General features: G+C 63.2%; 21 protein-coding genes. 17 read left to right on the forward strand and 4 right to left on the reverse strand.

The window, feature by feature from the left end:
• Window positions 1–128: 128 nt before the first annotated feature.
• Complete coding sequence (zapE, locus tag NKI39_RS13815) at window positions 129–1,331, forward strand: cell division protein ZapE (protein WP_352832368.1); 1,203 nt, start codon at window positions 129–131, stop codon at window positions 1,329–1,331.
• 34 nt (window positions 1,332–1,365) lie between these two features.
• On the opposite strand, the gene NKI39_RS13820 is transcribed toward zapE, so the two are convergent.
• A complete protein-coding gene (locus NKI39_RS13820) occupies window positions 1,366–1,791 on the reverse strand; it encodes a GNAT family N-acetyltransferase (protein ID WP_352832371.1) in 426 nt (141 codons plus the stop codon).
• 232 nt (window positions 1,792–2,023) lie between these two features.
• On the opposite strand from NKI39_RS13820, the gene mdh reads away from it, so the two are divergent.
• The 11 genes from mdh to lpdA all read left to right on the forward strand — a co-directional run bounded on the left by mdh (window position 2,024) and on the right by lpdA (window position 14,006).
• A complete protein-coding gene (mdh, locus tag NKI39_RS13825; RefSeq protein ID WP_352456335.1) occupies window positions 2,024–2,992 on the forward strand; it encodes a malate dehydrogenase in 969 nt (322 codons plus the stop codon).
• 41 nt (window positions 2,993–3,033) lie between these two features.
• Window positions 3,034–4,227 (forward strand): ADP-forming succinate--CoA ligase subunit beta, encoded by a 1,194-nt coding sequence (gene sucC / locus NKI39_RS13830; RefSeq protein WP_352832374.1) that lies wholly within the window; start codon window positions 3,034–3,036, stop codon window positions 4,225–4,227.
• 261 nt (window positions 4,228–4,488) lie between these two features.
• Window positions 4,489–4,860 carry a cupin domain-containing protein gene (locus NKI39_RS13835; protein WP_352540826.1) on the forward strand — a complete coding sequence of 124 codons (372 nt, stop codon included), beginning with the start codon at window positions 4,489–4,491 and terminating at the stop codon, window positions 4,858–4,860.
• A gap of 2 nt (window positions 4,861–4,862) precedes the next feature.
• Window positions 4,863–5,360 carry a DUF1579 family protein gene (locus NKI39_RS13840; protein WP_352832376.1) on the forward strand — a complete coding sequence of 166 codons (498 nt, stop codon included), beginning with the start codon at window positions 4,863–4,865 and terminating at the stop codon, window positions 5,358–5,360.
• Window positions 5,361–5,372: 12 nt separating this feature from the next.
• The gene (gene sucD / locus NKI39_RS13845; protein ID WP_352832377.1) at window positions 5,373–6,275 is read left to right on the forward strand and encodes a succinate--CoA ligase subunit alpha; all 903 of its coding nucleotides are present in this window, start codon (window positions 5,373–5,375) and stop codon (window positions 6,273–6,275) included.
• A 125-nt stretch (window positions 6,276–6,400) separates the two neighbouring features.
• Window positions 6,401–9,388, forward strand: coding sequence for a 2-oxoglutarate dehydrogenase E1 component (locus NKI39_RS13850; protein ID WP_352615459.1), 2,988 nt, complete (start codon window positions 6,401–6,403; stop codon window positions 9,386–9,388).
• Window positions 9,389–9,417: 29 nt separating this feature from the next.
• Window positions 9,418–10,719 carry a 2-oxoglutarate dehydrogenase complex dihydrolipoyllysine-residue succinyltransferase gene (gene odhB, locus NKI39_RS13855; RefSeq protein ID WP_352470805.1) on the forward strand — a complete coding sequence of 434 codons (1,302 nt, stop codon included), beginning with the start codon at window positions 9,418–9,420 and terminating at the stop codon, window positions 10,717–10,719.
• 9 nt (window positions 10,720–10,728) lie between these two features.
• Window positions 10,729–11,310: a hypothetical protein gene (locus tag NKI39_RS13860; RefSeq protein WP_352832380.1), complete on the forward strand. Its 582-nt coding sequence runs from the start codon at window positions 10,729–10,731 to the stop codon at window positions 11,308–11,310.
• Window positions 11,311–11,375: 65 nt separating this feature from the next.
• Entirely contained in the window at window positions 11,376–11,828 is a 453-nt protein-coding gene (locus tag NKI39_RS13865) for a hypothetical protein (RefSeq protein WP_352832430.1), read from the forward strand.
• Window positions 11,825–12,580, forward strand: coding sequence for an SDR family oxidoreductase (locus tag NKI39_RS13870; protein ID WP_352470803.1), 756 nt, complete (start codon window positions 11,825–11,827; stop codon window positions 12,578–12,580). Before NKI39_RS13865 ends, NKI39_RS13870 begins: the two co-directional genes overlap by 4 nt.
• A 19-nt stretch (window positions 12,581–12,599) precedes the next feature.
• Window positions 12,600–14,006: a dihydrolipoyl dehydrogenase gene (lpdA, locus tag NKI39_RS13875; RefSeq protein WP_352832383.1), complete on the forward strand. Its 1,407-nt coding sequence runs from the start codon at window positions 12,600–12,602 to the stop codon at window positions 14,004–14,006.
• Window positions 14,007–14,921: 915 nt separating this feature from the next.
• Here the strand turns inward: lpdA and NKI39_RS13880 are convergent.
• Both NKI39_RS13880 and NKI39_RS13885 read right to left on the reverse strand, forming a co-directional pair.
• Window positions 14,922–15,989, reverse strand: coding sequence for a TraB/GumN family protein (locus tag NKI39_RS13880; protein WP_352832385.1), 1,068 nt, complete (start codon window positions 15,987–15,989; stop codon window positions 14,922–14,924).
• Window positions 15,990–16,074: 85 nt separating this feature from the next.
• Window positions 16,075–17,013: a tyrosine recombinase XerC gene (locus NKI39_RS13885; protein WP_352540833.1), complete on the reverse strand. Its 939-nt coding sequence runs from the start codon at window positions 17,011–17,013 to the stop codon at window positions 16,075–16,077.
• Between the two features lie 115 nt (window positions 17,014–17,128).
• Here NKI39_RS13885 and rimM point away from each other — a divergent pair, with 115 nt between their 5' ends.
• The gene (rimM, locus tag NKI39_RS13890) at window positions 17,129–17,728 is read left to right on the forward strand and encodes a ribosome maturation factor RimM (protein ID WP_352540834.1); all 600 of its coding nucleotides are present in this window, start codon (window positions 17,129–17,131) and stop codon (window positions 17,726–17,728) included.
• Window positions 17,725–18,423 (forward strand): tRNA (guanosine(37)-N1)-methyltransferase TrmD, encoded by a 699-nt coding sequence (gene trmD / locus NKI39_RS13895; RefSeq protein WP_352540835.1) that lies wholly within the window; start codon window positions 17,725–17,727, stop codon window positions 18,421–18,423. Before rimM ends, trmD begins: the two co-directional genes overlap by 4 nt.
• Here the strand turns inward: trmD and NKI39_RS13900 are convergent.
• Window positions 18,405–19,157 (reverse strand): sulfite exporter TauE/SafE family protein, encoded by a 753-nt coding sequence (locus tag NKI39_RS13900; protein WP_023679781.1) that lies wholly within the window; start codon window positions 19,155–19,157, stop codon window positions 18,405–18,407. The two genes, trmD and NKI39_RS13900, sit on opposite strands and share 19 nt — an antisense overlap.
• A 366-nt stretch (window positions 19,158–19,523) precedes the next feature.
• Between NKI39_RS13900 and rplS the strand changes: the two genes are divergently transcribed.
• The 3 genes from rplS to NKI39_RS13915 all read left to right on the forward strand — a co-directional run bounded on the left by rplS (window position 19,524) and on the right by NKI39_RS13915 (window position 22,205).
• A complete protein-coding gene (gene rplS / locus NKI39_RS13905) occupies window positions 19,524–20,063 on the forward strand; it encodes a 50S ribosomal protein L19 (protein WP_254817835.1) in 540 nt (179 codons plus the stop codon).
• Between the two features lie 262 nt (window positions 20,064–20,325).
• Entirely contained in the window at window positions 20,326–21,123 is a 798-nt protein-coding gene (locus tag NKI39_RS13910; RefSeq protein WP_031212709.1) for a transporter substrate-binding domain-containing protein, read from the forward strand.
• 266 nt (window positions 21,124–21,389) lie between these two features.
• Window positions 21,390–22,205, forward strand: coding sequence for an amino acid ABC transporter permease (locus NKI39_RS13915; protein WP_352540836.1), 816 nt, complete (start codon window positions 21,390–21,392; stop codon window positions 22,203–22,205).
• Window positions 22,206–22,233: the final 28 nt, after the last annotated feature.

Below are 22,233 nucleotides of genomic sequence, written 5' to 3' on the forward strand. Positions count from 1 at the left end.
TTGTTACGCAATTCCGGACGGAAAACCGTTACACACTTTTCCTGGAATTGCCTCTTTTGTTTTTACGCAATTCCGGACAGAAAACCGCTGCACACTTTTCTTGGAATTGCTCCGGAACGACGTGACCAATGCATCTGCGTGACGGCCTCCAGACCCATGCGACCGTCAAGCAGCGCTGTGACCATCTGGTCGAGACGGGCGCCATCGGGCGCGATCCGGCGCAGGAGCGGATCGCCGCTGCGCTCGACCGGCTGATCGAAGAGATATCGGCAAAGCGGCTGGCGCAGAAATCAAGCGCGCTGGGGTGGTTGTTCGCCCGCAAGCGCGAGGTGCACGAGGCGGTCAAGGGCCTTTATATCCATGGCGGCGTCGGCCGCGGCAAGACCATGCTGATGGACATGTTTTTCGAGCTGCTGCCGGTGCGGCGCAAGCGCCGGGTGCATTTCAACGACTTCATGGCCGACGTGCAGGACCGCATCCAGAAGCACCGACAGGCTCGCAAGAACGGCACGGCCAAGGAGGACGATCCGATCCCGCCGGTGGCGCGCGCGCTGGCCGAGGAAGCCTGGGTGCTATGCTTCGACGAGTTCTCCGTCACCGACATCGCCGATGCGATGATCCTGTCAAGGTTGTTTTCGGCGTTGTTTGCCAATGGCGTGGTGCTGGTTGCCACTTCCAATGTTGCGCCGCAGGATCTCTACCGCGACGGCCTGAACCGTCAGTTGTTTTTGCCGTTTGTCGCTATCCTGGAGCGCCACGCGCAGGTGCTGGCGCTTGACGCCGACAAGGATTACCGCCTCGACAAGCTCAGCCGCATGCCGGTCTACGTCACCCCGGCCGATGCCGCCGCCGACCATGCGCTCGACGACGCGTGGGCGGTGATGACACATGGCAGGCCGACGGCCGAGACGATGCTGACGGTGAAGGGCCGGCACGTCATGGTGCCGCGGGCTGCAGGGGAGGCTGCGCGGTTTTCCTTCGCCGATCTCTGCGAGAGGCCGCTCGGCGCCCGCGACTATCTTGCCATTGCCGCCCGCTTCTCGACCATCTTCATCGACCATGTGCCGGTGCTCGGCGAAGGCAAGCGCAACGAAGCCAAGCGCTTCATCCTGCTGGTCGATACGCTCTACGATCATCATGTACGGCTGGTGATGAGCGCCGCGGCACCGCCGGCGCAGCTCTATACGGCCAAGCGCGGCAACGAAGTCTTCGAGTTCGAGCGCACCGCATCGCGGCTGATCGAGATGCAGAGCCACGACTGGCTGGAGGACTGGGCGAAGAGGCAGAGGGCGCAGGGATCATCGACGGAGGCACGGCAGGCACAGGCGTGAGGGATAGTACCGAAGGGGGCGCTGCCGCCGGCGCCTATAATCGATAAACATACATGACGAACCCCTCCGCCGGCCCATGCGGCTCTTTTCGCGACTCGTAAAGTGCGCGAGCAGCAACATTGTCCGGCTCGGTGCCGACCCACGCCTCCTCACAATGCTCGCGACCGAGTGCGAACATGGCGCCGAGCATCCTCGTCGCAATGCCCTGGCGTTGAAAGGCCGGCGCCACGCCGACCTCGTCTACGTAGAGTTCGCTCACCTTGTCCGGGTGGCGGTGGATGACGGCTGCGCATTGGCCAACGACGATGCCGTCGGCGAGGGCCACGACCATGAAATGACCGGGCTCCGCGAGATAGGCGGAGAGCCGATCCGGCCTGACCGGCTCGTCGAAGACTTCGTCGGCAACCCGCATCACAAGGGCGTCATCGCCAGGAAACAGCCTTCTGATTTCCAGTGCCATTGTGTAGAATTCCTCTAGTCGGCTTCAGAATTTTGACGTTTACGTAAGTCCCATTGTTTCTAACCGATTGAAATTACTCACTCCAAAATAATCGTTTGAATTTTTGTGCGGCCGGGGCTATTGCGTGCGGCGAATTTCGCGGTTCCGCAGCATTCCGGCCTCTTCCTCCGACGCCGTCATCAAATCGTCAAGGATTTGGGCGCCGTCATAGTCAAAGGGAAAACATCCTGACATGGCACGCAACAAGATAGCGCTCATCGGCTCGGGCATGATCGGCGGCACCCTCGCCCACATGGTCGGCCTCAAGGATCTCGGCGACGTCGTGCTGTTCGATATCGCCGAAGGCATCCCCCAAGGCAAGGGACTGGACATCGCGCAGTCGTCGCCGGTCGATGGGTTCGACTCGAGGCTGACCGGCGTCAACGACTATGCCGGCATCGAGGGCGCCGATGTCTGCATCGTCACCGCCGGCGTGCCGCGTAAGCCCGGCATGAGCCGCGACGATCTTCTAGGCATCAATCTGAAGGTGATGGAGCAGGTCGGCGCCGGCCTCAAGAAATACGCGCCGAAAGCCTTCGTCATCTGCATCACCAATCCGCTCGACGCCATGGTCTGGGCGCTGCAGAAGTTTTCCGGCCTGCCCAAGAGCCATGTCGTCGGCATGGCCGGCGTGCTCGACAGTTCGCGCTTTCGTTATTTCCTGGCCGAGGAATTCAAGGTCTCGGTCGAGGACGTCACCGCCTTCGTGCTCGGCGGCCATGGCGATTCCATGGTGCCGATGATCCGCTATTCGACGGTTGCCGGCATCCCGCTGCCCGACCTCATCAAGATGGGCTGGACCTCGAAAGAGCGGCTCGACCAGATCGTGCAGCGCACCCGCGACGGCGGCGCCGAGATCGTCGGCCTGCTCAAGACCGGCTCTGCCTTTTATGCGCCGGCCGCCTCGGCCATCGCCATGGCCGAAGCCTATCTCAAGGACAAGAAGCGGGTGCTGCCCTGTGCGGCGTACCTCTCCGGCCAATATGGCGTCAAGAACACCTATGTCGGCGTTCCCGTGGTAATCGGCGCCGGCGGCGTCGAGCGGATCATCGAGATCGAGCTCGCGAAGAGCGAGCAGAAGATGTTCGACAATTCGGTCGCGGCGGTGCAGGGCCTGTGCGACGCCTGCGTCAAGATCGCTCCGCATCTCGCGGCCAAGTAAGCCGGTAACCAAGCCCGCCAAGCAAGCTGGAGACATAGCGCATGAACATCCATGAGTATCAGGGCAAGGCGCTGCTGAAAGGCTTTGGCGCACCCGTGGCCGAGGGCGTGCCGGTGTTCAAGGCGAGCGAGGCGGAAGCTGCCGCCAAGGCGCTGCCCGGCCCACTCTATGTGGTCAAGAGCCAGATCCATGCCGGCGGCCGCGGCAAGGGCAAGTTCAGGGAGCTCGGGCCCGATGCCAAGGGCGGCGTCAGGCTGGCGAAGTCGGTGGCCGAGGTCGTCGCCAACGCCGAGGAGATGCTCGGCCATACGCTGGTCACCAAGCAGACCGGCCCGGCCGGCAAGCAGGTCAACCGGCTCTACGTCGAGGACGGCGCCGACATCGACCGCGAGCTCTATCTGTCGATCCTGGTCGACCGCTCGGTCGGGCGCGTCGCCTTCGTCGTCTCGACCGAGGGCGGCATGGACATCGAGGCGGTCGCCCACGACACGCCGGAAAAGATCATTACCGTCGCCATCGACCCGGAAAAGGGCGTGACGGCCGACGATGTGAAGAAACTCAACGCGGCGCTGAAGCTCGACGGCGACGCCGCCAGGGATGGCGCGACCCTGTTTCCGATCCTCTACAAGGCGTTTGTCGAGAAGGACATGAGCCTGCTCGAGGTCAACCCTTTGATCGTCATGAAGAACGGCCGGCTGCGCGTGCTCGACGCCAAAGTGTCGTTCGACAACAATGCGCTGTTCCGCCACCCCGACGTGCTCGAATTGCGCGACACCACCGAAGAGGACGAGAAGGAGATCGAGGCGTCGAAATACGACCTCGCCTATGTCGCGCTCGACGGCAATATCGGCTGCATGGTCAACGGCGCCGGCCTTGCCATGGCAACGATGGACATCATCAAGCTCTATGGCGCCGAGCCGGCCAACTTCCTCGATGTCGGCGGCGGCGCGTCGAAAGAAAAGGTGACGGCGGCGTTCAAGATCATCACCAAGGATCCGGCGGTCAAAGGCATCCTGATCAACATCTTCGGCGGCATCATGAAGTGCGACATCATCGCCGAGGGCGTCATCGCCGCGGTCAAGGAGGTCGGCCTGCAAGTGCCGCTGGTGGTGCGGCTGGAAGGCACCAATGCCGAGCTCGGCAAGAAGATCATCAACGACAGCGGGCTGAACGTGGTGTCGGCCGATGACCTCGATGACGCAGCCAAGAAGATTGTCGCGGCGGTGAAGGGCTGAGCATTTGGAAAACGCTCCGTTTGCCCATCCAATATGGTCAATATTTATGATTGCCATGGGTATCGGCGGACTGTGGGCCTTTCCCGAGCGGAGAAAGATGTCGGAAAAGATGCGCCGCCACACCTCGTTCAGAATTGTTCTTCCAAGATCGCTTGACCTTGGGGTGCATCTTGGCGTGAGCGTCATGCTCTTCTTGGTGGGCCTCCTGTTGCTGTTTCGGATTATCCAGTGAGAACAGAGCGAGTCAGAGGTCGATAGGCGATGCCTCCGCACAAGATAAACCTCGTCGAGGCGGCGGATCAGAAGATCAAGAAGGTCTTCGATCCGCATATCGCCGGCGACGTGAACGACAGCCAGGTCAAGATCGCCAAGTTCGGCGATGTCTTCGACTGGCACGCGCATGACAATGAAGACGAAGCATTCCTGGTGCTGCGCGGCCGCATCGCCATCGATTTCCGCGACGGCACGGTTGAGCTTGGCAGCGGCGAGTTCATCGTTGTGCCGCGCGCCGTCGAGCACCGTCCGCGCTCACTGAGCGAGGAGCCTGTCGTGCTGATGTTCGAGCCGGCGACGACGCTCAACACCGGCAACGCTAAGAGCGACCTCACCGTCGCCGATCTCAAGCGGCTCTGACCATGAACGCTGCGCCCTTCTCCTCACTCTCGGCCGATCACCAGCGCCTGCGGGCGCTGGTCGGAGCGTGGCGCGGCGAGGAAGAGGTGTCGGCCACGAAATGGGCCGATGGCGGAACAGCGAGTTCGGAAATACTGGCAGAGGCACAGTTCGGCGGCCTGTTCGTAGTGCAGCGCTATCGCCAGCGCCGCGACGGCACGGTTTCGTTCGGCGCGTACAGCGTGTTCGGCTTCGACCAGCAAAACAAAATCGTCACCATGCACCAGTTCGATTCGATGGGTTTCGTGCCGATGTCGCCGGCCAAAGGCAGCTGGAACGGCACGGAGCTGGCTCTGGAGCGGTCGTCGCAGCGCGGCTCCGCGCGTGTGACTTATATTTTCGACAATGCCGATGCCTTCCGCATGCGACTGCATTTCAAACCTGCCGGCGGCGATGGCTGGCAAGACATGGTGAGCGGCGTCTATCGGCGCGTCTCGCCTTCCTCGATCAACGGTTTTTAGAAAAGGGCTCCGATGTCCATTCTCGTCGACAAGAACACCAAGGTGCTGGTGCAGGGCCTGACCGGCAAGACCGGCACGTTCCATACCGAACAGGCGCTCGCCTATCACGGCACAAAGATGGTCGGCGGCATCCACCCCAAGAAGGGCGGCGAAACCTGGACCGGCGCCAAAGGCGAGGCGCTTCCGATCTTCGCCACCGTAGCCGAAGGCAAGGCCAGGACCGGCGCCAACGCTTCGGTCGTCTACGTGCCGCCGGCGGGTGCTGCCGAAGCGATCCTGGAAGCGATCGAGGCCGAGATCCCGCTGATCGTCTGCATCACCGAGGGCATACCGGTGATGGACATGATCAAGGTCAAGGCGAGGCTCGACCGTTCGACGTCGCGGCTGATCGGGCCGAACTGCCCCGGCGTGCTGACCCCCGACGAATGCAAGATAGGCATCATGCCCGGCAGCATCTTCCGCAAGGGCTCGGTCGGCGTTGTTTCCCGCTCGGGAACGCTTACCTATGAGGCGGTGTTCCAGACCACGAATGTCGGCCTCGGCCAGACCACCGCTGTCGGCATCGGCGGCGACCCGGTCAAAGGCACGGAGTTCATCGATGTGCTGGAGATGTTCCTCGCCGACGACGAGACCAAGTCGATCATCATGATCGGTGAAATCGGCGGTTCGGCCGAGGAAGACGCCGCGCAATTCCTCAAGGACGAGGCAAAGCGCGGCCGCAGCAAGCCGATGGCCGGCTTCATCGCCGGGCGCACCGCACCGGCGGGCCGCACTATGGGCCATGCGGGCGCGGTCATCTCCGGCGGCAAGGGCGGCGCGGAAGACAAGATCGCGGCGATGGAATCGGCCGGCATCAAGGTTTCGCCATCGCCGGCCCGGCTCGGCACGACGCTGGTCGAGGCGATCAAGGGTTAGGGGAGTAAGGGAGTACGGGAATAGGGGAGTAGGGAACAAGACGAGGGCATTGCCCTACTCCCTTACTCCCCTATTCCCTTACTCCCCTCCAACAAAGGAGACGAAGCAAAGGCTTCGACAGTGACATGGCAAGACAAGATCAGGCCAACGACCAGTTTTCGCTTACCTCTTTCCTCTATGGCGGCAATGCCGATTATATCGACGCGCTCTATGCCGCCTATGAGGACGATCCCGCGTCGGTCGATCCCGAATGGCAGGACTTCTTCGCGGCGCTGAAGGATGACGCCGGCGACGTGCGCAGGAACGCCAAGGGCGCCTCTTGGGCCAAGCCCTCCTGGCCGATGCAGGCCAATGGCGAGCTGGTCTCGGCGCTGGACGGCAATTGGGGCCTGGTCGAAAAGCACATCGAAAAGAAGGTCAAGGACAGGGCGGTCGGCAACGGCGCAGCGCTTTCCGACGCCGACGTGCATCAGGCGACGCGCGATTCCGTCCGCGCCATCATGATGATCCGCGCCTTCCGCATGCGCGGCCATTTGCACGCCAATCTCGATCCGCTGGGCATTGCCAAGCCGCTCGAGGATTATAACGAGCTGTCGCCGGAGAATTACGGCTTCACCGAAGCCGATTACGACCGGCCGATCTTCCTCGACAATGTGCTCGGGCTGGAATTCGGCACCATCCGGCAGATGCTCGATATCCTGACCCGGACCTATTGCTCGACGCTCGGCGTCGAATTCATGCATATTTCCGATCCCGAGGAGAAGGCCTGGATCCAGGCGCGCATCGAGGGCACCGACAAGGAGATCTCCTTCACCGCCGCCGGCAAGAAGGCGATCCTGCAGAAGCTTGTCGAGGCGGAAGGCTTCGAGCAATTCATCGATGTCAAGTACAAGGGCACCAAGCGCTTCGGCCTCGATGGCGGCGAGTCGCTGATCCCGGCGCTGGAGCAGATCATCAAGCGCGGCGGCCAGCTCGGCATGAAGGAGATCGTGCTCGGCATGGCGCATCGCGGCCGGCTGAACGTGCTGTCGCAGGTGATGGCCAAGCCGCACCGCGCCATTTTCCATGAGTTCAAGGGCGGCTCGGCTGCGCCCGACGAGGTCGAGGGCTCGGGCGATGTGAAGTACCATCTCGGTGCCTCGTCGGATCGCGAGTTCGACGGCAACAAGGTGCATCTGTCGCTGACCGCCAATCCCTCGCATCTGGAAATCGTCGACCCGGTGGTGATGGGCAAGGCGCGCGCCAAGCAGGACTATCTGTTCGGCCGCAGCCGCGAGGAGATCGTGCCGCTGGAAGAGCGCGCCAAGGTGCTGCCGCTGCTGTTGCATGGCGACGCCGCCTTTGCCGGTCAGGGCGTGATTGCCGAAATCCTCGGCCTGTCGGGCCTGCGCGGCCACCGCGTCGCCGGCACGCTGCATTTCATCATCAACAACCAGATCGGCTTCACCACCAACCCGCGCTTCTCGCGCTCGTCGCCCTATCCGTCCGACGTGGCCAAGATGATCGAGGCGCCGATCTTCCACGTCAATGGCGACGATCCGGAAGCCGTGGTCCATGCCACCAAGGTGGCGATCGAATTCCGCATGAAGTTCCACAAGCCTGTCGTGGTGGACATGTTCTGCTACCGCCGCTTCGGCCACAATGAGGGCGACGAGCCCGCCTTCACCCAACCGATCATGTATCGCAAGATCCGCAACCAGAAGACGACGGTGCAGATCTATGCCGACCGGCTGATTTCCGAAGGCCACATCACCCAGGCCGAGTTCGAAAAGATGAAGGCCGATTGGCGGGCGCATCTCGAGCAGGAATTCGAGGTGGGCCAGCATTACAAGCCGAACAAGGCGGACTGGCTGGACGGCGCGTGGTCCGGCCTGCGCTCGGCCGACAACCAGGACGAACAGCGGCGCGGCAAGACCGCCGTGCCGGTCAAGATGCTGAAGGAGATCGGCAAGAAACTGACCGAGGTGCCGAAGGATTTCGAGGCGCACAGGACGATCATCCGCTTCCTCGACAACCGCCGCCAGGCGATCGAGTCCGGCGAAGGCATCGACTGGTCGACGGCCGAGGCGCTGGCCTTCGGCGCCATCCTGCTCGACGGCAATCCGATCCGGCTGTCCGGACAGGATTCGGAGCGCGGCACCTTCTCGCAGCGCCATTCCGTGCTCTACGACCAGCGCGACGAGACACGCTACATTCCGCTCAACAATCTGTCGGCGGCGCAGGCCGGCTTCGAGGTCATCAACTCGATGCTGTCGGAAGAGGCCGTGCTCGGCTTTGAATATGGCTACTCGCTGGCCGAGCCGAAGGCGCTGACGCTGTGGGAAGCGCAGTTCGGCGACTTCGCCAACGGCGCCCAGGTGGTGTTCGACCAGTTCATCTCGTCGGGCGAGCGCAAATGGCTCAGAATGTCGGGCCTCGTCTGCCTGCTGCCGCATGGCTATGAAGGCCAGGGGCCGGAGCACTCGTCGGCCCGGCTCGAGCGCTTCCTGCAGCTTTGCGCCGAAGACAATATGCAGGTCGCCAACGTCACGACGCCGGCCAATTACTTCCACATCTTGCGCCGGCAATTGAAGCGGGACTTCCGTAAGCCGCTGATCCTGATGACGCCGAAGTCGCTGCTGCGCCACAAGCGGGCGGTATCGACGCTGCCGGAAATGTCGGGCGAAAGCGCCTTTCACCGGCTGTTGTGGGACGATGCCCAGCTGCTGTCAGGCCAGGCCATCAAGCTCACCAAGGATTCGAAAATCCGCCGTGTCGTGCTCTGTTCGGGCAAGGTCTATTACGACCTCTACGAAGAGCGCGAGAAGCGCGGCATCAACGACATCTATTTGCTGCGCGTCGAGCAGCTCTATCCGTTCCCGGCCAAGGCGCTGATCACCGAACTGTCGCGCTTTCGCAATGCCGAGATGGTGTGGTGCCAGGAGGAGCCCAAGAACATGGGCGCATGGTCGTTCATCGACCCGTATCTCGAATGGGTGCTGGCGCATATCGACGCCAAGCATCAGCGGGTGCGCTATACAGGCCGGCCAGCCGCCGCCTCGCCGGCGACCGGATTGATGTCGAAGCATCTCGCCCAGCTTGCCGCCTTGCTCGACGACGCGCTTGGTGAATAGAACAGAACCGAAAGAAACGGACAGGCACAATGGCAACCGAAATCCGCGTCCCGACACTTGGTGAATCCGTCACCGAGGCGACCATCGGCAAATGGTTCAAGAAGGTCGGCGACGCGATCGCCGCCGATGAGCCGCTGGTTGAGCTCGAAACCGACAAGGTGACGGTGGAAGTGCCGGCCGCCGCCGCGGGCACGCTCGCCGAGATCGCCGTCAAGGAAGGCGAGACGGTCGGCGTCGGCGCACTGCTCGGCACGATTTCGGCGGGCGCCGGCGCGGCAGCCAATGCCGCCGCCGCTCCGGCGGACAAACAGGATGCGGTATCGCAGGCTTCGGCTCCCACCGCAGCCTCGAGCGTCAAGCAGGCCGCTGCCGAGACGGCCAAGATCGCCGGCGACGCCGGCGCGATCGAGACGCGCACAATGCCGCCGGCGCCGTCGGCGGCAAAGCTGCTGGCCGAGCACAATCTCGCGGTCGACCAGGTGTCGGGCTCGGGCAAGCGCGGCCAGGTGCTGAAAGGCGACGTGCTCGACCTTATCGCCAGGGGCGCGCCGTCGCAGCCGGCCGAAATGCCGAAGGCAGCGCCTGTACCGGCACCCGTTGCCGCGCGCGCGCCGTCCCCGGCCGACGATGCGTCGCGCGAGGAGCGCGTGCGCATGACCAAGCTGCGCCAGACGATCGCGCGCCGCCTCAAGGAAGCGCAATCGACCGCCGCCATGCTGACCACCTTCAACGAGGTCGACATGAGCGCGGTGATGGCGCTGAGGGGCAAATACAAGGACGTGTTCGAGAAGAAGCACGGCGTGAAGCTCGGCTTCATGGGCTTCTTCACCAAGGCCGTCACCCATGCGCTGAAGGAGATCCCGTCGGTCAATGCCGAGATCGACGGCACCGACATCATCTTCAAGAACTACGCTCATATCGGCGTTGCCGTCGGTACAGAGAAAGGCCTTGTCGTGCCGGTTGTGCGCAATGCCGACCAGATGTCCATCGCCGAAATCGAGAAGGACATCGGCAGGCTGGGGCTTGCGGCGCGCGACGGCAAGCTCTCCGTCGCCGATATGCAAGGCGGCACGTTCACGATTTCCAACGGTGGCGTTTACGGGTCGCTGATGTCGACGCCGATCCTCAATGCGCCGCAGTCGGGCATTTTGGGCATGCACAAGATCCAGGAGCGGCCGGTGGTGGTCGGCGGCCAGATCGTGATCCGGCCGATGATGTATCTGGCGCTGTCCTACGACCACCGCATCGTCGACGGCAAGGAAGCGGTGACTTTCCTGGTCCGGGTCAAGGAAAGCCTGGAGGATCCCGAGCGGCTGGTGCTCGACCTCTAGGGGGCTCCGGTGGCTGAGCCGATCGACCCGATAGATCTGTTCGAACTATTGTCGACAGGCCGTGCTGGCCCAATCGAGCTCGGCAAGAGCGACCGCGAGACGGTTCGCAGCTTGATAGATCCGGAGGATCTGCGGGCGGACAATCATTATCGCCACGGGGACGCCGGATCGGCGTGGTGCATCTATGGTGCCAATTGCGAGTTCTTCTTCAGTCCCGATTTTCGTCTGAGGTCGATTAGTGTCGAGCCTGTCTTCGGAAGACTGGAATCGGGTGGAACGATGGCGACTTGGTACGGCCATCTTAACGTCGATGTGGGCCGGCATCCCGTGACTTTTGCAGGCACAAAACCGATTGCCATACATACCTTGCCCAAGGCACTGCAGTTCCTGAACAAGAGCGAGTTCAAGTGGGCAATCGGCGGCGGTCGTGAGCGCGACGTCTATATTGAGCTGGCGGAGAGTTCTCGCATCTTGACCCTCAAATACGAGGTGAACGCGGTTCCGGTCGACAGGAATGAAAACGTAGCGTTTGAGATAGACTATTTTCTTTCGACGGTCTTCATCCTCGATCAAGCTGTTCAAGGCGGATAGCAGTGACGATCCGTTCTTTCTTGTCCGAAAGCCTGTCGACCGCATCGATAGCGGTCGGCGCGGCGATGATCCCGGCGGTCGCGCACGCCGCCTGCCCGCTCGAGCTCGCCGTCTATGGCGATCCTGAAAACGCCGCCGAGATCGATTTCAGGCCGACCGGCGAGTCGGCCGCCGTCACCAACAGCTTCAAGATGGTGCTCGACAAGGGCGTCGTGCTCGACGGCATCGTCATGTGGACCGAGAGCGCGGCGCGGCCGCATGGCTCGCTGATGTACAAATGCCCGGCCGGCGACGTCACCGGCGACGAGCTCGCCGCCTGCACCGTGTGGGAGGGCGTCATCTACACTGCCGACGACCAGGGCAATATCGCGTTGCTGCCGGGCGAAGGAAAGGATGCGCCGAAGAAGCTGATCCTGCCCGATCTGGGAGCGTCGTTGCAGATGTCGGCGGCCTACGGCGCCAACGGCTTTTCCAAGGTGCCCTGGGACGTCTTTGCCCTGAAAGGATGTCAGGAATGAGCGCGAGCGGAAAGATCCTGCTGGTGACCGGCGGCAGCCGCGGCATCGGCGCCGCTACATGCAGGCTTGCCGCCAGGGCCGGCTATCGTATTGCGGTCAATTACATGTCGAATGCAAAAGCCGCCGAAACGGTGGTCGCCGACATCGAGGCTGCTGGCGGAGAAGCCTTTGCGGTCAAGGGCGATGTCGGCAGCGAGACGGACGTGTTGGCCATGTTCGAGGCTGTCGATGCCCGTTTCGGTCGGCTCGACGCGCTCGTCAACAATGCCGGCGTGGTCGACCAGAGCGCGCGCGTCGACGAGCTGAGCGCTGCGAGGCTGGAGCGCATGATGCGCATCAATGTGATCGCGCCGATGCTTTGCGCCCGCGAGGCGGTGAAGCGGATGTCGACCAGGCATGGCGGCAAGGGCGGTGCCATCGCCAATGTTTCTTCGATCGCGGCAAGGCTTGGCGGGCCGGGTCAATATGTCGACTACGCCGCCTCCAAGGGCGCGGTCGATTCCTTCACCGTCGGGCTTGCCCGCGAAGTGGCCGGCGAAGGCATTCGTGTCAACGCGGTCAGCCCGGGCATCATCGACACCGAAATTCATGCCTCCGGCGGTCAGCCGGATCGGGCCGAGAGAATGCGCAAGGTGGTGCCTATGCAGCGCGTCGGCACCGCCGAGGAAGTCGCAGCCGCAATTCTCTGGCTGCTGTCGGACGAGGCGTCCTACACAACCGGCGCCAATCTGGAAATCGGCGGCGGCCGCTAAAGCAAAAGGGGACAGTATCATGGCCTATGACGTCGTTATCATCGGATCGGGACCAGGCGGCTATGTCTGCGCCGTCAAGGCGGCGCAGCTCGGTCTGAAGACGGCGGTGGTCGAAAAGAACCCGACCTTCGGCGGCACCTGCCTCAACATCGGCTGCATCCCGTCAAAGGCGCTGCTGCATGCGTCCGAGATGTTTGCCGAGGCCGGCCATTCCTTCGAGGCGCTCGGCGTCGAGATCGGCGCGCCCAAGCTCAACCTTGGGAAGATGATGGCACACAAGGATGCGACGGTGACGGCCAACGTCAATGGCGTCGCCTTCCTGTTCAAGAAGAACAAGATCGACAGTTTTCGTGGCACCGGCAAGGTGGTTGCGGCCGGCAAGGTGTCGGTGACCTCCGATGACGGCAAGGTCGAGGAGATCGAGACCAAGAACATCGTCATCGCCACCGGCTCCGACGTCGCCGGCATTCCCGGCGTCGAGGTCGATTTCGATGAGAAGGTGATCGTCTCGTCGACCGGCGCGCTGTCGCTGGACAAGGTGCCGGGCCATCTGGTGGTGGTCGGCGGTGGTGTCATCGGTCTGGAGCTCGGCTCGGTATGGGCGCGGCTCGGCGCCAAGGTCACCGTGGTCGAGTTCCTCGATACCATCCTGGGCGGCATGGATGGCGAGGTCTCCAAGCAGTTCCAGCGCCTGCTGTCGAAGCAGGGCTTTGAATTCAGGCTGGGCGCCAAGGTGACCGGCGTCGCCAAGGCCAAGAAGGGGGCGACGGTTACCTTCGAGCCGGTCAAGGGCGGTGCGGCCGAGACGATCGAGGCGGACGCGGTGCTGATTGCGACGGGACGACGGGCCTATTCGGACGCTCTCGGGCTGAAGGAGGCCGGCGTCGACGTCGACGAGCGCGGCCGGGTCAAGACCGACGGCCATCTCAGGACCAACGTGCCCGGCATCTACGCCATCGGCGATGTCATCGCCGGGCCGATGCTTGCCCACAAGGCCGAAGACGAGGGCGTGGCGGTGGCCGAGACCATCGCCGGCCAGGCCGGTCATGTGAACTATGACGTGATTCCGAGCGTCGTCTACACCACGCCGGAAATCGCCACGATCGGCAAGACCGAAGAAGAATTGAAGAAGGCCGGCATCGACTACAAGGCCGGAAAATTCCCGTTCAGCGCCAATGGCCGCGCGCGCGCCATGCTGCACACCGACGGCTTTGTGAAAATCCTGGCCGACAAGGCCAGCGACCGTGTACTCGGCGTCCACATCGTCGGCTTCGGCGCCGGCGAGATGATCCACGAGGCGGCCGTGCTGATGGAATTTGGCGGCTCGTCGGAAGACCTAGCCCGCACCTGTCACGCCCATCCGACAATGTCGGAAGCGGTAAAGGACGCGGCATTGGCGACGTTCTTCAAGCCGATCCATATCTGAGCGGTTGAATCGCAGGCGACGGTGGCGATTGGCGAAATAGCCAATCTCCCCCAAGTGGCCCCAAGTGGGGAGATGTCCGGCAGGACAGAGAGGGGCGCGAAGGATCACCACAGACGGCTTCCATTCTCAACCGCAGATGGATTCCAGGGTCTCCGCGATGTCGCTTCGCTCCTGCTCCGCGCTGGATGACGAAGATGAAGTTGGCCCATGGCTAATCGCAGCTCAGAGCATCGACGGCTGCTCCCCAAAAAAACGGCCCGCCTTTCAGCGGACCGTTCATATATTAAATCAGCAGTCTGATTACTGAGCCGGTGCCGGCGCTGGTGCTGGGGCTGGCGCAGGGGCCGGAGCCGGAGCCGGTGTTGCCGGGGCCGGAGCCGGAGCGGGTGTTGCCGGAGCTGGCGCAGGAGCCGGTTCGGCTGGTTTCATCGGCTCGGCCGGCGCTGGGGCCGGAGCTGGTGTGCTGGCTGCGGGCGGTTCGGCAGGCGCAGGTGCCTCGCTACGTCTTCCAAAAACATAATAGGCGACAATTGCCAGGATAACGACGACCAGGGCAATCAGCCAGCCGCTGCCGCCGCCGCTTGGCCGTGCGGAGCCCGGCGAGGTGAATGGGTCGTTCGGATTGGGTGTGTTCGCCATAAAAGTGTCCTCCGTGGATGAAAAACATCAAGTAATAGCCATCAACGTACAATCGTTGAATCGGTTTCACATTAGGCGTTGAAAACGCCGAAAACAGGGCAATTCTGATCCGGAATCGCTCGCAGGCATGCATTTCCACCGCAAAATGGGTTCGATCGAGCCAAACCGAACCTTTTTCGGTTTCTTGGTACGAAGCGCGGCTGGTCCGCCGTCGCGCCACGCGTAAGGGCTGGTCCCGCCTCGGCAATGATTCGGTGCGCAACTCCGCCGTGTCGTTCAGTTGACGGCGGTCACCGTATAGCCGGTCTTGCGGAAACCCTCGACCAAGCCTTGCGCTCCGGGAAGGTGCATGGCGCCGACCGCCATGAAGACATTGCCGTGGGCGAGGATCGGCGCTGCACGATCGACCATCACCTTGTTGCGGCTGGTGATCATGGTCTGCTCGAATTCGGCGTAACCCGATTGGTCGTCTACCTGTTCGGGGACGATAGCCCGAAACAGCGGTACATACATGCCAGTGTCGCCACGCCGGTAAAGCACGATCATGGTTTCGTTGACGTCGTTCACCTTGTCGCCAAGCTTCAGCGTATCGACCAGTCCCTTCAGGTGAAAGGCGATCGGCAGCGAAGCCATGGCGCGCAGCTGGTCGGCGATTGTCTCCAGCCCCTCGACCGATTTGCCCGAAGCCTCGGCGTCCTTGGCAAGCTTGACGTCGAGCACTGGCGCACCGCCAGCCTGGCGGGCGACTTCGCATGCAGGTAGCGCCACCATCGCCGACAGCAACCAAGGTTTCATCTTGGCGACGGTCGCTGGCGGGATGCCACGCGCATCGAGCGCCTTGTTGACCACCGCCGCATCCTCCGGCGACAGCAGCGACGAAAGCGTCGTCTTGTCGGTGAACATCATCAGATCCGGCTCTTTCAGCATTGCTGCCATCATCTTCTGCTTGTCGAGCACTTCGGTGGTCTCGATGATGACGGTGCCAGCCGCATCGAATGCCTTCTGTGCGGCGGGTGGCAGCGTGGTGACGCGCGGGTCGGTAACGTGCATGGTGCCGAACAGGAAGGACGGTTTTTCGCCCGATTTTTCGAGCTTCCACAGCAGGCCCTTGCCGTTCGGCGTCGCTGCCGCCTCCGCCTCGATCTTGCGGTAGGCAGCCGGGTCGTCCTTTTGCAGCGCGCTCAGCATATCGCTACCGGTGCAGGCCGAAGTCTCGGCGCGTGCCTTGCCCGCCGCGAGCAGCGCGACGATGAGGAAAGAGAGGAAAAACAGGGCGTTCAGCGCGACGAGCAGCTTCAGCGACACATGGGTCGCGCGGTCGGCGATGGCGATGAGGCGTTTCATGCTGCGGTTCTAGGCGCAAAAAGCGGCAAAACGGTTAACCGGCGCATCAAAATTGTTGCGAGATGGCCACCGACACATGCATCGATCACGCACGAGGATGAGCTGCTTCGTAAATCTCGAGCAGCCTGGCGGTGTCGACGCCGGTGTATATCTGGGTTGTCGACAGGCTGGCGTGGCCGAGCAACTCCTGGATGGTGCGCAGGTCGCCGCCGCGCCCTAGCAGATGCGTGGCGAAGGAATGGCGCAGCGCATGCGGCGTCGCCGTGTCGGGCAGGTTGAGCGCCGAGCGCAGCTTGGCCATGTCGCGCTGGACGATCGCCGGGTTGAGCGGGCCGCCGCGGGCACCGCGAAACAGCAGGCCCTTGGGATCGAGATACCAGGGGCAGAGGCGGCGGTATTCAGCAATCGCCCGCAGCGCCACCGGCAGAACCGGCACCAGCCGGGTCTTGCCACCCTTGCCGGTGACGCGCAGCACGGTATCACCAGGCGAGGACAGATCGGCGCTCGACAGGCCGAGCGCCTCGGAAATGCGCAGGCCCGAACCGTAAAGCAATGTCAGCACGGCAGCGTTGCGGGCGGCAATCCACGGCTCCTCCGCCACCTGGCCTTCCACCGAGACGACGTGTTTTGCATCGCTTGCCGTCAGCGGCTTGGGCAGTGATTTCGGCTGCCGCGGCGCCCGCAAGGCCGCCGCACCCGCCGCATTGGCGAGGCCGCGCCGTTCCAGGAAACGCAGCAGCGAGCGGATGCCGGCCAGCCCCCGCCCGAGCGTACGCGGGCCGGCGCCTCCGGCACGGCGAGCAGCGAGAAAGCCGCGCAGATCGGCGGGGCGCAGATCGGCGATGTCGGAAATGCCGGGCGAGCCGCCGCAATGGCCGGTGAGGAAATGCAGGAACTGGCGCGTGTCGCGCTCATAGGCCTCGACGGTTTCGGGCGACAGCCGGCGTTCTCGCGCCAGCATCTTCAGCCAGGCCTCGCGCGCCGCCTGAAGGTCGGGTTTTGCCGGGATGAGGAATTCCTGCATTGCGCTCTTCCAATTCCCTACCATCTTCCGGCACTCGGGTTAGGAAGCGGTGAAGAGCGGCGTCATTGAAATGACGACGGGCTGGGGTTAGAGCAAGGCAAAGGATTTTCCGCAGATGAGCAAGCCGCAAAACCCCGTCCAGATGGCCGTGATCGGTGCCGCGCATGGCATCAAGGGCGAGTTGCGCGTCAAGAGCTTTACCGGCGATCCGCTGGCGCTGGCCGATTACGGTCCGCTCTATGCCAGGGACGGCCGCGCCTTCCAGATCGTCGACATCAGGCCCGCCAACACCGTGGTGGTGGTGCGCTTCAAAGGCATCAGCGATCGTAATGCCGCCGAGGCGCTCGCCGGCACCGAATTGTTCGTCGACCGTTCGGTGTTGCCGGACGAGGGCGAAGAGAACGAATTCTATCATGCCGACCTCGTCGGGCTGGAGGTCAGGGATGACACGGGTGCCGCCATCGGCGAGGTCGTCGCCGTGCACAATTTCGGCGGCGGCGACATTCTCGACGTGACGCTGGCGGGGCGCAAAGGCGTGCTTATTCCGTTTACGCAGGCCGCCGTTCCGGAAGTGTCGATCGCCAGTGGCTTTGTCCGCGTCGATCCGGCCGCGGCAGGGCTGGTCGAGGACGACGACGGAGCGTCTGCCGACCGCGACAGCTTCGACCCCAAGGGCAGGCCGCGCGGGCCGAAGGACGCCGGAGGCAACCGGTGAGCTTTTCCGCTTCGGTGCTGACGCTCTATCCCGAGATGTTTCCCGGCGTGCTTGGGCTGTCGCTGGCCGGACGCGCGCTGGAGACCGGCATCTGGTCGCTCGAAGCAATCCAGATCCGCGACTTCGCCAGCGATCGCCATCGTACCGTCGACGACACGCCGGCCGGCGGCGGCGCCGGCATGGTGATGCGGGCGGACGTGCTGGCCAGCGCCATCGACCATGCCTCGCCGCCGGGCGATCGGCGTCCAAAACTGCTAATGAGTCCGCGTGGAAAACCGCTGACACAGGCGCGAGTGCGCGAGCTCGCCGCTGGGCCGGGTGCGGTGATCGTCTGCGGTCGCTTCGAAGGCGTCGACCAGCGGGTCATCGAAGCGCGGGGGCTCGAAGAAGTGTCGATCGGCGACTTCATCCTGTCCGGCGGCGAGCCGGCAGCACTTGTGCTGCTCGATGCGGTGGTGCGGCTGTTGCCCGGCGTCATGGGCAATGCGGAATCGGGCGAGGAAGAGAGCTTTGAAAACGGCCTGCTCGAACATCCGCATTACACACGGCCGCAGGAATTCGAGGGGCGGCCGATCCCCGAAGTGCTGATTTCGGGCAATCACAGGAAGATCGCGGCGTGGCGGCGGGCCGAAGCGGAGAGGCTGACGAAGGAGCGACGCCCGGATCTGTCAGCCGCTCAGCCCTTATCGAAATAGTAGAAAGCCAGGAACAGGCCGACGGCGATGACGAAGCCGCGCACCGCGTTCTGCGGCACGCGCCTGGCGATCCAGACGCCGGCATAGCCACCCAGCGCGCCACCCGGGATCATGATGATCGCCTGCAGCCAGGCAATGACGCCGCCCGAGACGAAGACGAGGATGGCAACCGCAGCAATGACCACGGCCAGCATGTTCTTCAATGCGTTCAGCCGGTGATAGTCGCCGGACTGGGTGAGACCGAGCGTCGCCAGCATCATGACGCCCATGCCGGCGCCGAAGAAGCCGCCATAGACGGCGGTGGCGAACTGCGCCAGCGACCCGACCAGCGAACCTACCGCGGCCTCATGCTCCGGCTTGGGCGCCGGCTTCAGCCATGGCCCGGCAGCGAACAATGCGGTTGCCGCCAGCAGCAGCCACGGCACCAAGGCGCGGAACGACGGGTTGTCGAGCCCTAGAAGGATGAGCGCGCCAGACAGCGCACCCAGAGCCGAAATGAGGCTGAGCAGCAGTGCGCCACGCCAGAAATGCTTGATGTCGTGCCAATAGGCGAGCGTCGAGGTGATGTAGCCAGGAAATTGCGTCACCGACGATGTCGCATTGGCGACGATCGGCGGCAGGCCGGCCAGGGTCATGGCGCCAAAGGTTATGAACGTGCCGCCGCCGGCAACGGCATTGACCGCGCCTGATAGAAAGCCGGCGAGAAAGAGCAGGACCGCGTCCAAGATTGGCATGAGGGTGTCGTCGCTGGAGGAAAATGCTTATCTTCCGGCTTAGGAAGCTTGACGCGCGGGCGCAACCCCCTGGACCACAAGCGATCACGGGATTGCCACAGCGGCCTCAGCCAAAAAGAAACAGCGCCAAAAAAGAAACAGCGAAGGCGTGACAAAGCGCCGAAATAGCTGTATGTGCGCGCCGAACCGGAAGAAAATATGCCAAGAGCGATCTTCTGGCCCGTCAACAATGACGGTGTAGTCGCCCCTGCCCGATGTTCTCGAACAGAAGTTCTCGAACGAAGGGCATAGCCGAGCGGTCGATGCGACTGCAAGGCGAGTGTCGGACGCTCTGACTGTCGGAAGAACAAGAAGTGGATTATTGAGATGGACATCCTCCGTCAGCTCGAGGCCGAGCAGGCCGCCAAGATCGAAGCCAAGCGCAAGCTCCCCGAATTCCAGCCCGGCGATACCGTGCGCGTCCAGGTCCGTGTGACCGAAGGCACCCGCACCCGCGTCCAGGCCTATGAGGGCGTCGTCATCGCCCGCGCCGGCGCCGGCTTCCAGGAAAACTTCACCGTCCGCAAGATCTCCTACGGCGAAGGCGTGGAGCGGGTGTTCCCGGTCTATTCACCGATGGTCGAAGGCGTCGAGATCGTGCGCCGCGGCAAGGTGCGTCGCGCCAAGCTGTACTATTTGCGTGACCGTCGCGGCAAATCGGCCCGCATTTCGGAAAACACCGGCGTGCGCGCCCGCAAGCTGAACGACGAAGAGCGCGATGCGCTGAACGCCGAGAAGGCGCGCATCGAGGCCGAGAAAGTGGCCGCCGCCCAGGCGCTGGCCGCCGAGAAGGCCGCGCAGGACGCCGCCGAGAAGAAGGCCGCCGACGAGGCCGCCAAGGCCGCGGAAGCAGCTGCCGCCGAATAAGGCTCTTCAAGAACGTATTTTCGGAAAGGCGGCTTCGGCCGCCTTTTTGTTTCGCGAGGCGGATTCTATTTTGCCGGGCTGCATCGGCCGCAATCGATACGGATCGTTCCGTAATGCCGCCGATGAAAGCATTGAAATCCATTTTCGTGCCGAACGCCGCATCGGAGCGGCTTGCAAGGCGCCGGCGGAAAGCTAAAGTCGGCGCCGGATTTCCTGCATGCCTCGGCCGATCGAGGCGGTTCAGTTCCTGGGGAGCATCGTCATGATCAATTCGAAACTGCTGCTGGCCGGCCTGCTGGCTTGCCTTCTCGTGCCTGTCGCGGCTCTGGCGCAGGCGCTGCCCGACCTCGGCGGCAAGAAAGTGGTGGTGGTGACCGAAAACGCCTATCCGCCGCTGCAGTTCATCGATGCCAAGACCGGCAAGCAGATCGGTTGGGAATATGACGCGATGAACGAGATCGCCAAACGGCTGAATTTCAAGGTCGAATACCAGAATACCTCCTGGGACGCGATGATCCAGGCGGTTTCCGACAATCAGTACAACATCGGCATGACCGGCATCACCATCAAGGACGACCGCAAGCAGAAGGTCGATTTCTCCGATCCGTATATGCGCTCGGAACAGTTCATGCTGGTGCGCGGCGACGAGAAGCGCTTCACCGATGCAAAGACGTTCGCCGCCTTCAAGGACGGGCTGATCGGCGCGCAGGCCGGCACCACGCCCTTCTACACCGCCGTCTACAGCGTGCTCGACGGCAACGAGCAGAACCCGCGCATCAAGCTGTTCGAGACATTCGGCGCGACGGTGCAGGCGCTGAAGGCCGGCGACGTCGACGTCGTGCTCACCGACGGCACTGCCGGCAAGGGCTATGTCGATGCGTCCAATGGCGGCCTTAAGCTGATCGGCGGCCCACTCGGCACCGAGGATTTCGGCTTCATCTTCCCCAAGGGCTCCGACCTGGTGAAGCCGGTCAACGCGGCAATCGCTGCGCTCAAGGCCGACGGTACGCTCGACGCGCTCAACAAGAAGTGGTTCCTTGATTACAAGATGGGGCAGTAGGCCCGCTTGTTGCGCGCATTTCATGACGATTGTGCGCGGGAACTCGCGCTGACTCTGCGCTCGTACACCCCCCTCTGTCCTGCCGGACATCTCCCCCTCAAGGGGGGAGATCGGCTTTCGCATCGGCTTTCGCCAATTTTCAGTGTTGCAGAACGGGCCGCGAGGTCAAAGCTGCCGATCTCCCCCCTTGAGGGGGAGATGGCCGGCAGGCCAGAGGGGGGTGTGACAGAACGCTGCCTTCGTGACTCTGTTATCGGTACCGCTTGATGCCGTCGGCGCCTCTCGCCTCAGCCAAATCCGACTTCCCGTGGTGGCTTGCCGTGGCCGTGGCGATCGCCTTGGCCGCCGCCATCTTCATCGCTGCCAGCGACGTCTATGCCCAGGTCTTCGCAACCGTCGCCAAGGGCATCGGCGTCACCATCTTCGTCACGGTGGTCGCCTTCGCGCTGGCTTGCGCGATCGGCCTCGGCGTCGCGCTGATGGGCCTGTCGGGCTCACGCTGGCTCAGCCAGATCGCCCGCTTGTACGTCGAGATCATCCGCGGCGTGCCGATGCTGGTGCTGTTGTTCTGGATCGCCTTTGCCGGCGCGCCGGCCTTCGTCGCGGCATGGAACGCGCTGACGGCGCCGCTGCAAAGCGCCGGCCTCTTCGGTGAGCTGCTGGTACGCGACGTGTCGTTGCTTTGGCGCGCCGTCATGGCGCTGACCATCGGCTATTCCGCCTTCATTTCGGAGGTGTTCCGCGCCGGCATCCAGGCGGTCGAGAAGGGGCAGATCGAGGCGGCCAAGGCGCTCGGGCTGACGCGCACCCAGCGCTTCCGGCTGGTCATCTTTCCGCAGGCGATCCGCACCATCCTGCCGCCGCTCGGCAATGATTTCGTCGCCATGGTCAAGGATTCCTCGCTGGTCTCGGTGCTCGGCGTCGCCGACATCACCCAGATGGGCAAGATCTACGCCGCCGGCTCGTTCCGCTTCTTCGAAACCTATTCGATCGTCGCCTATATCTATCTCATCCTGACCGTCGGCCTGTCGTTGGCCTTGCGGGCGCTGGAGAAGCGGCTGCGCCACCAGCATGGGGAATAGAAGGCAGGCGAAAACGGCGCTACCATCG

The organism is Mesorhizobium sp. M0664, assembly GCF_040320565.1.
Lineage (GTDB): Bacteria > Pseudomonadota > Alphaproteobacteria > Rhizobiales > Rhizobiaceae > Mesorhizobium.

Excerpts from the sequence above, each read along its gene's own strand:
- sucD (WP_352832377.1), top strand. The coding sequence starts at position 5,373 with ATGTCCATTCTCGTCGACAAGAACACCAAGGTGCTGGTGCAGGGCCTG.
- NKI39_RS13915 (WP_352540836.1), top strand. The coding sequence starts at position 21,390 with ATGCCGTCGGCGCCTCTCGCCTCAGCCAAATCCGACTTCCCGTGGTGG.
- NKI39_RS13880 (WP_352832385.1), bottom strand. The coding sequence starts at position 15,989 with ATGAAACGCCTCATCGCCATCGCCGACCGCGCGACCCATGTGTCGCTG.
- lpdA (WP_352832383.1), top strand. The coding sequence starts at position 12,600 with ATGGCCTATGACGTCGTTATCATCGGATCGGGACCAGGCGGCTATGTC.
- NKI39_RS13840 (WP_352832376.1), top strand. The coding sequence starts at position 4,863 with ATGAACGCTGCGCCCTTCTCCTCACTCTCGGCCGATCACCAGCGCCTG.
- rplS (WP_254817835.1), top strand. The coding sequence starts at position 19,524 with ATGGACATCCTCCGTCAGCTCGAGGCCGAGCAGGCCGCCAAGATCGAA.
- NKI39_RS13820 (WP_352832371.1), bottom strand. The coding sequence starts at position 1,791 with ATGGCACTGGAAATCAGAAGGCTGTTTCCTGGCGATGACGCCCTTGTG.
- NKI39_RS13865 (WP_352832430.1), top strand. The coding sequence starts at position 11,376 with ATGATCCCGGCGGTCGCGCACGCCGCCTGCCCGCTCGAGCTCGCCGTC.
- mdh (WP_352456335.1), top strand. The coding sequence starts at position 2,024 with ATGGCACGCAACAAGATAGCGCTCATCGGCTCGGGCATGATCGGCGGC.
- NKI39_RS13900 (WP_023679781.1), bottom strand. The coding sequence starts at position 19,157 with ATGCCAATCTTGGACGCGGTCCTGCTCTTTCTCGCCGGCTTTCTATCA.
- zapE (WP_352832368.1), top strand. The coding sequence starts at position 129 with ATGCATCTGCGTGACGGCCTCCAGACCCATGCGACCGTCAAGCAGCGC.
- NKI39_RS13910 (WP_031212709.1), top strand. The coding sequence starts at position 20,326 with ATGATCAATTCGAAACTGCTGCTGGCCGGCCTGCTGGCTTGCCTTCTC.
- NKI39_RS13850 (WP_352615459.1), top strand. The coding sequence starts at position 6,401 with ATGGCAAGACAAGATCAGGCCAACGACCAGTTTTCGCTTACCTCTTTC.
- rimM (WP_352540834.1), top strand. The coding sequence starts at position 17,129 with ATGAGCAAGCCGCAAAACCCCGTCCAGATGGCCGTGATCGGTGCCGCG.
- NKI39_RS13870 (WP_352470803.1), top strand. The coding sequence starts at position 11,825 with ATGAGCGCGAGCGGAAAGATCCTGCTGGTGACCGGCGGCAGCCGCGGC.
- NKI39_RS13835 (WP_352540826.1), top strand. The coding sequence starts at position 4,489 with ATGCCTCCGCACAAGATAAACCTCGTCGAGGCGGCGGATCAGAAGATC.
- sucC (WP_352832374.1), top strand. The coding sequence starts at position 3,034 with ATGAACATCCATGAGTATCAGGGCAAGGCGCTGCTGAAAGGCTTTGGC.
- odhB (WP_352470805.1), top strand. The coding sequence starts at position 9,418 with ATGGCAACCGAAATCCGCGTCCCGACACTTGGTGAATCCGTCACCGAG.
- NKI39_RS13885 (WP_352540833.1), bottom strand. The coding sequence starts at position 17,013 with ATGCAGGAATTCCTCATCCCGGCAAAACCCGACCTTCAGGCGGCGCGC.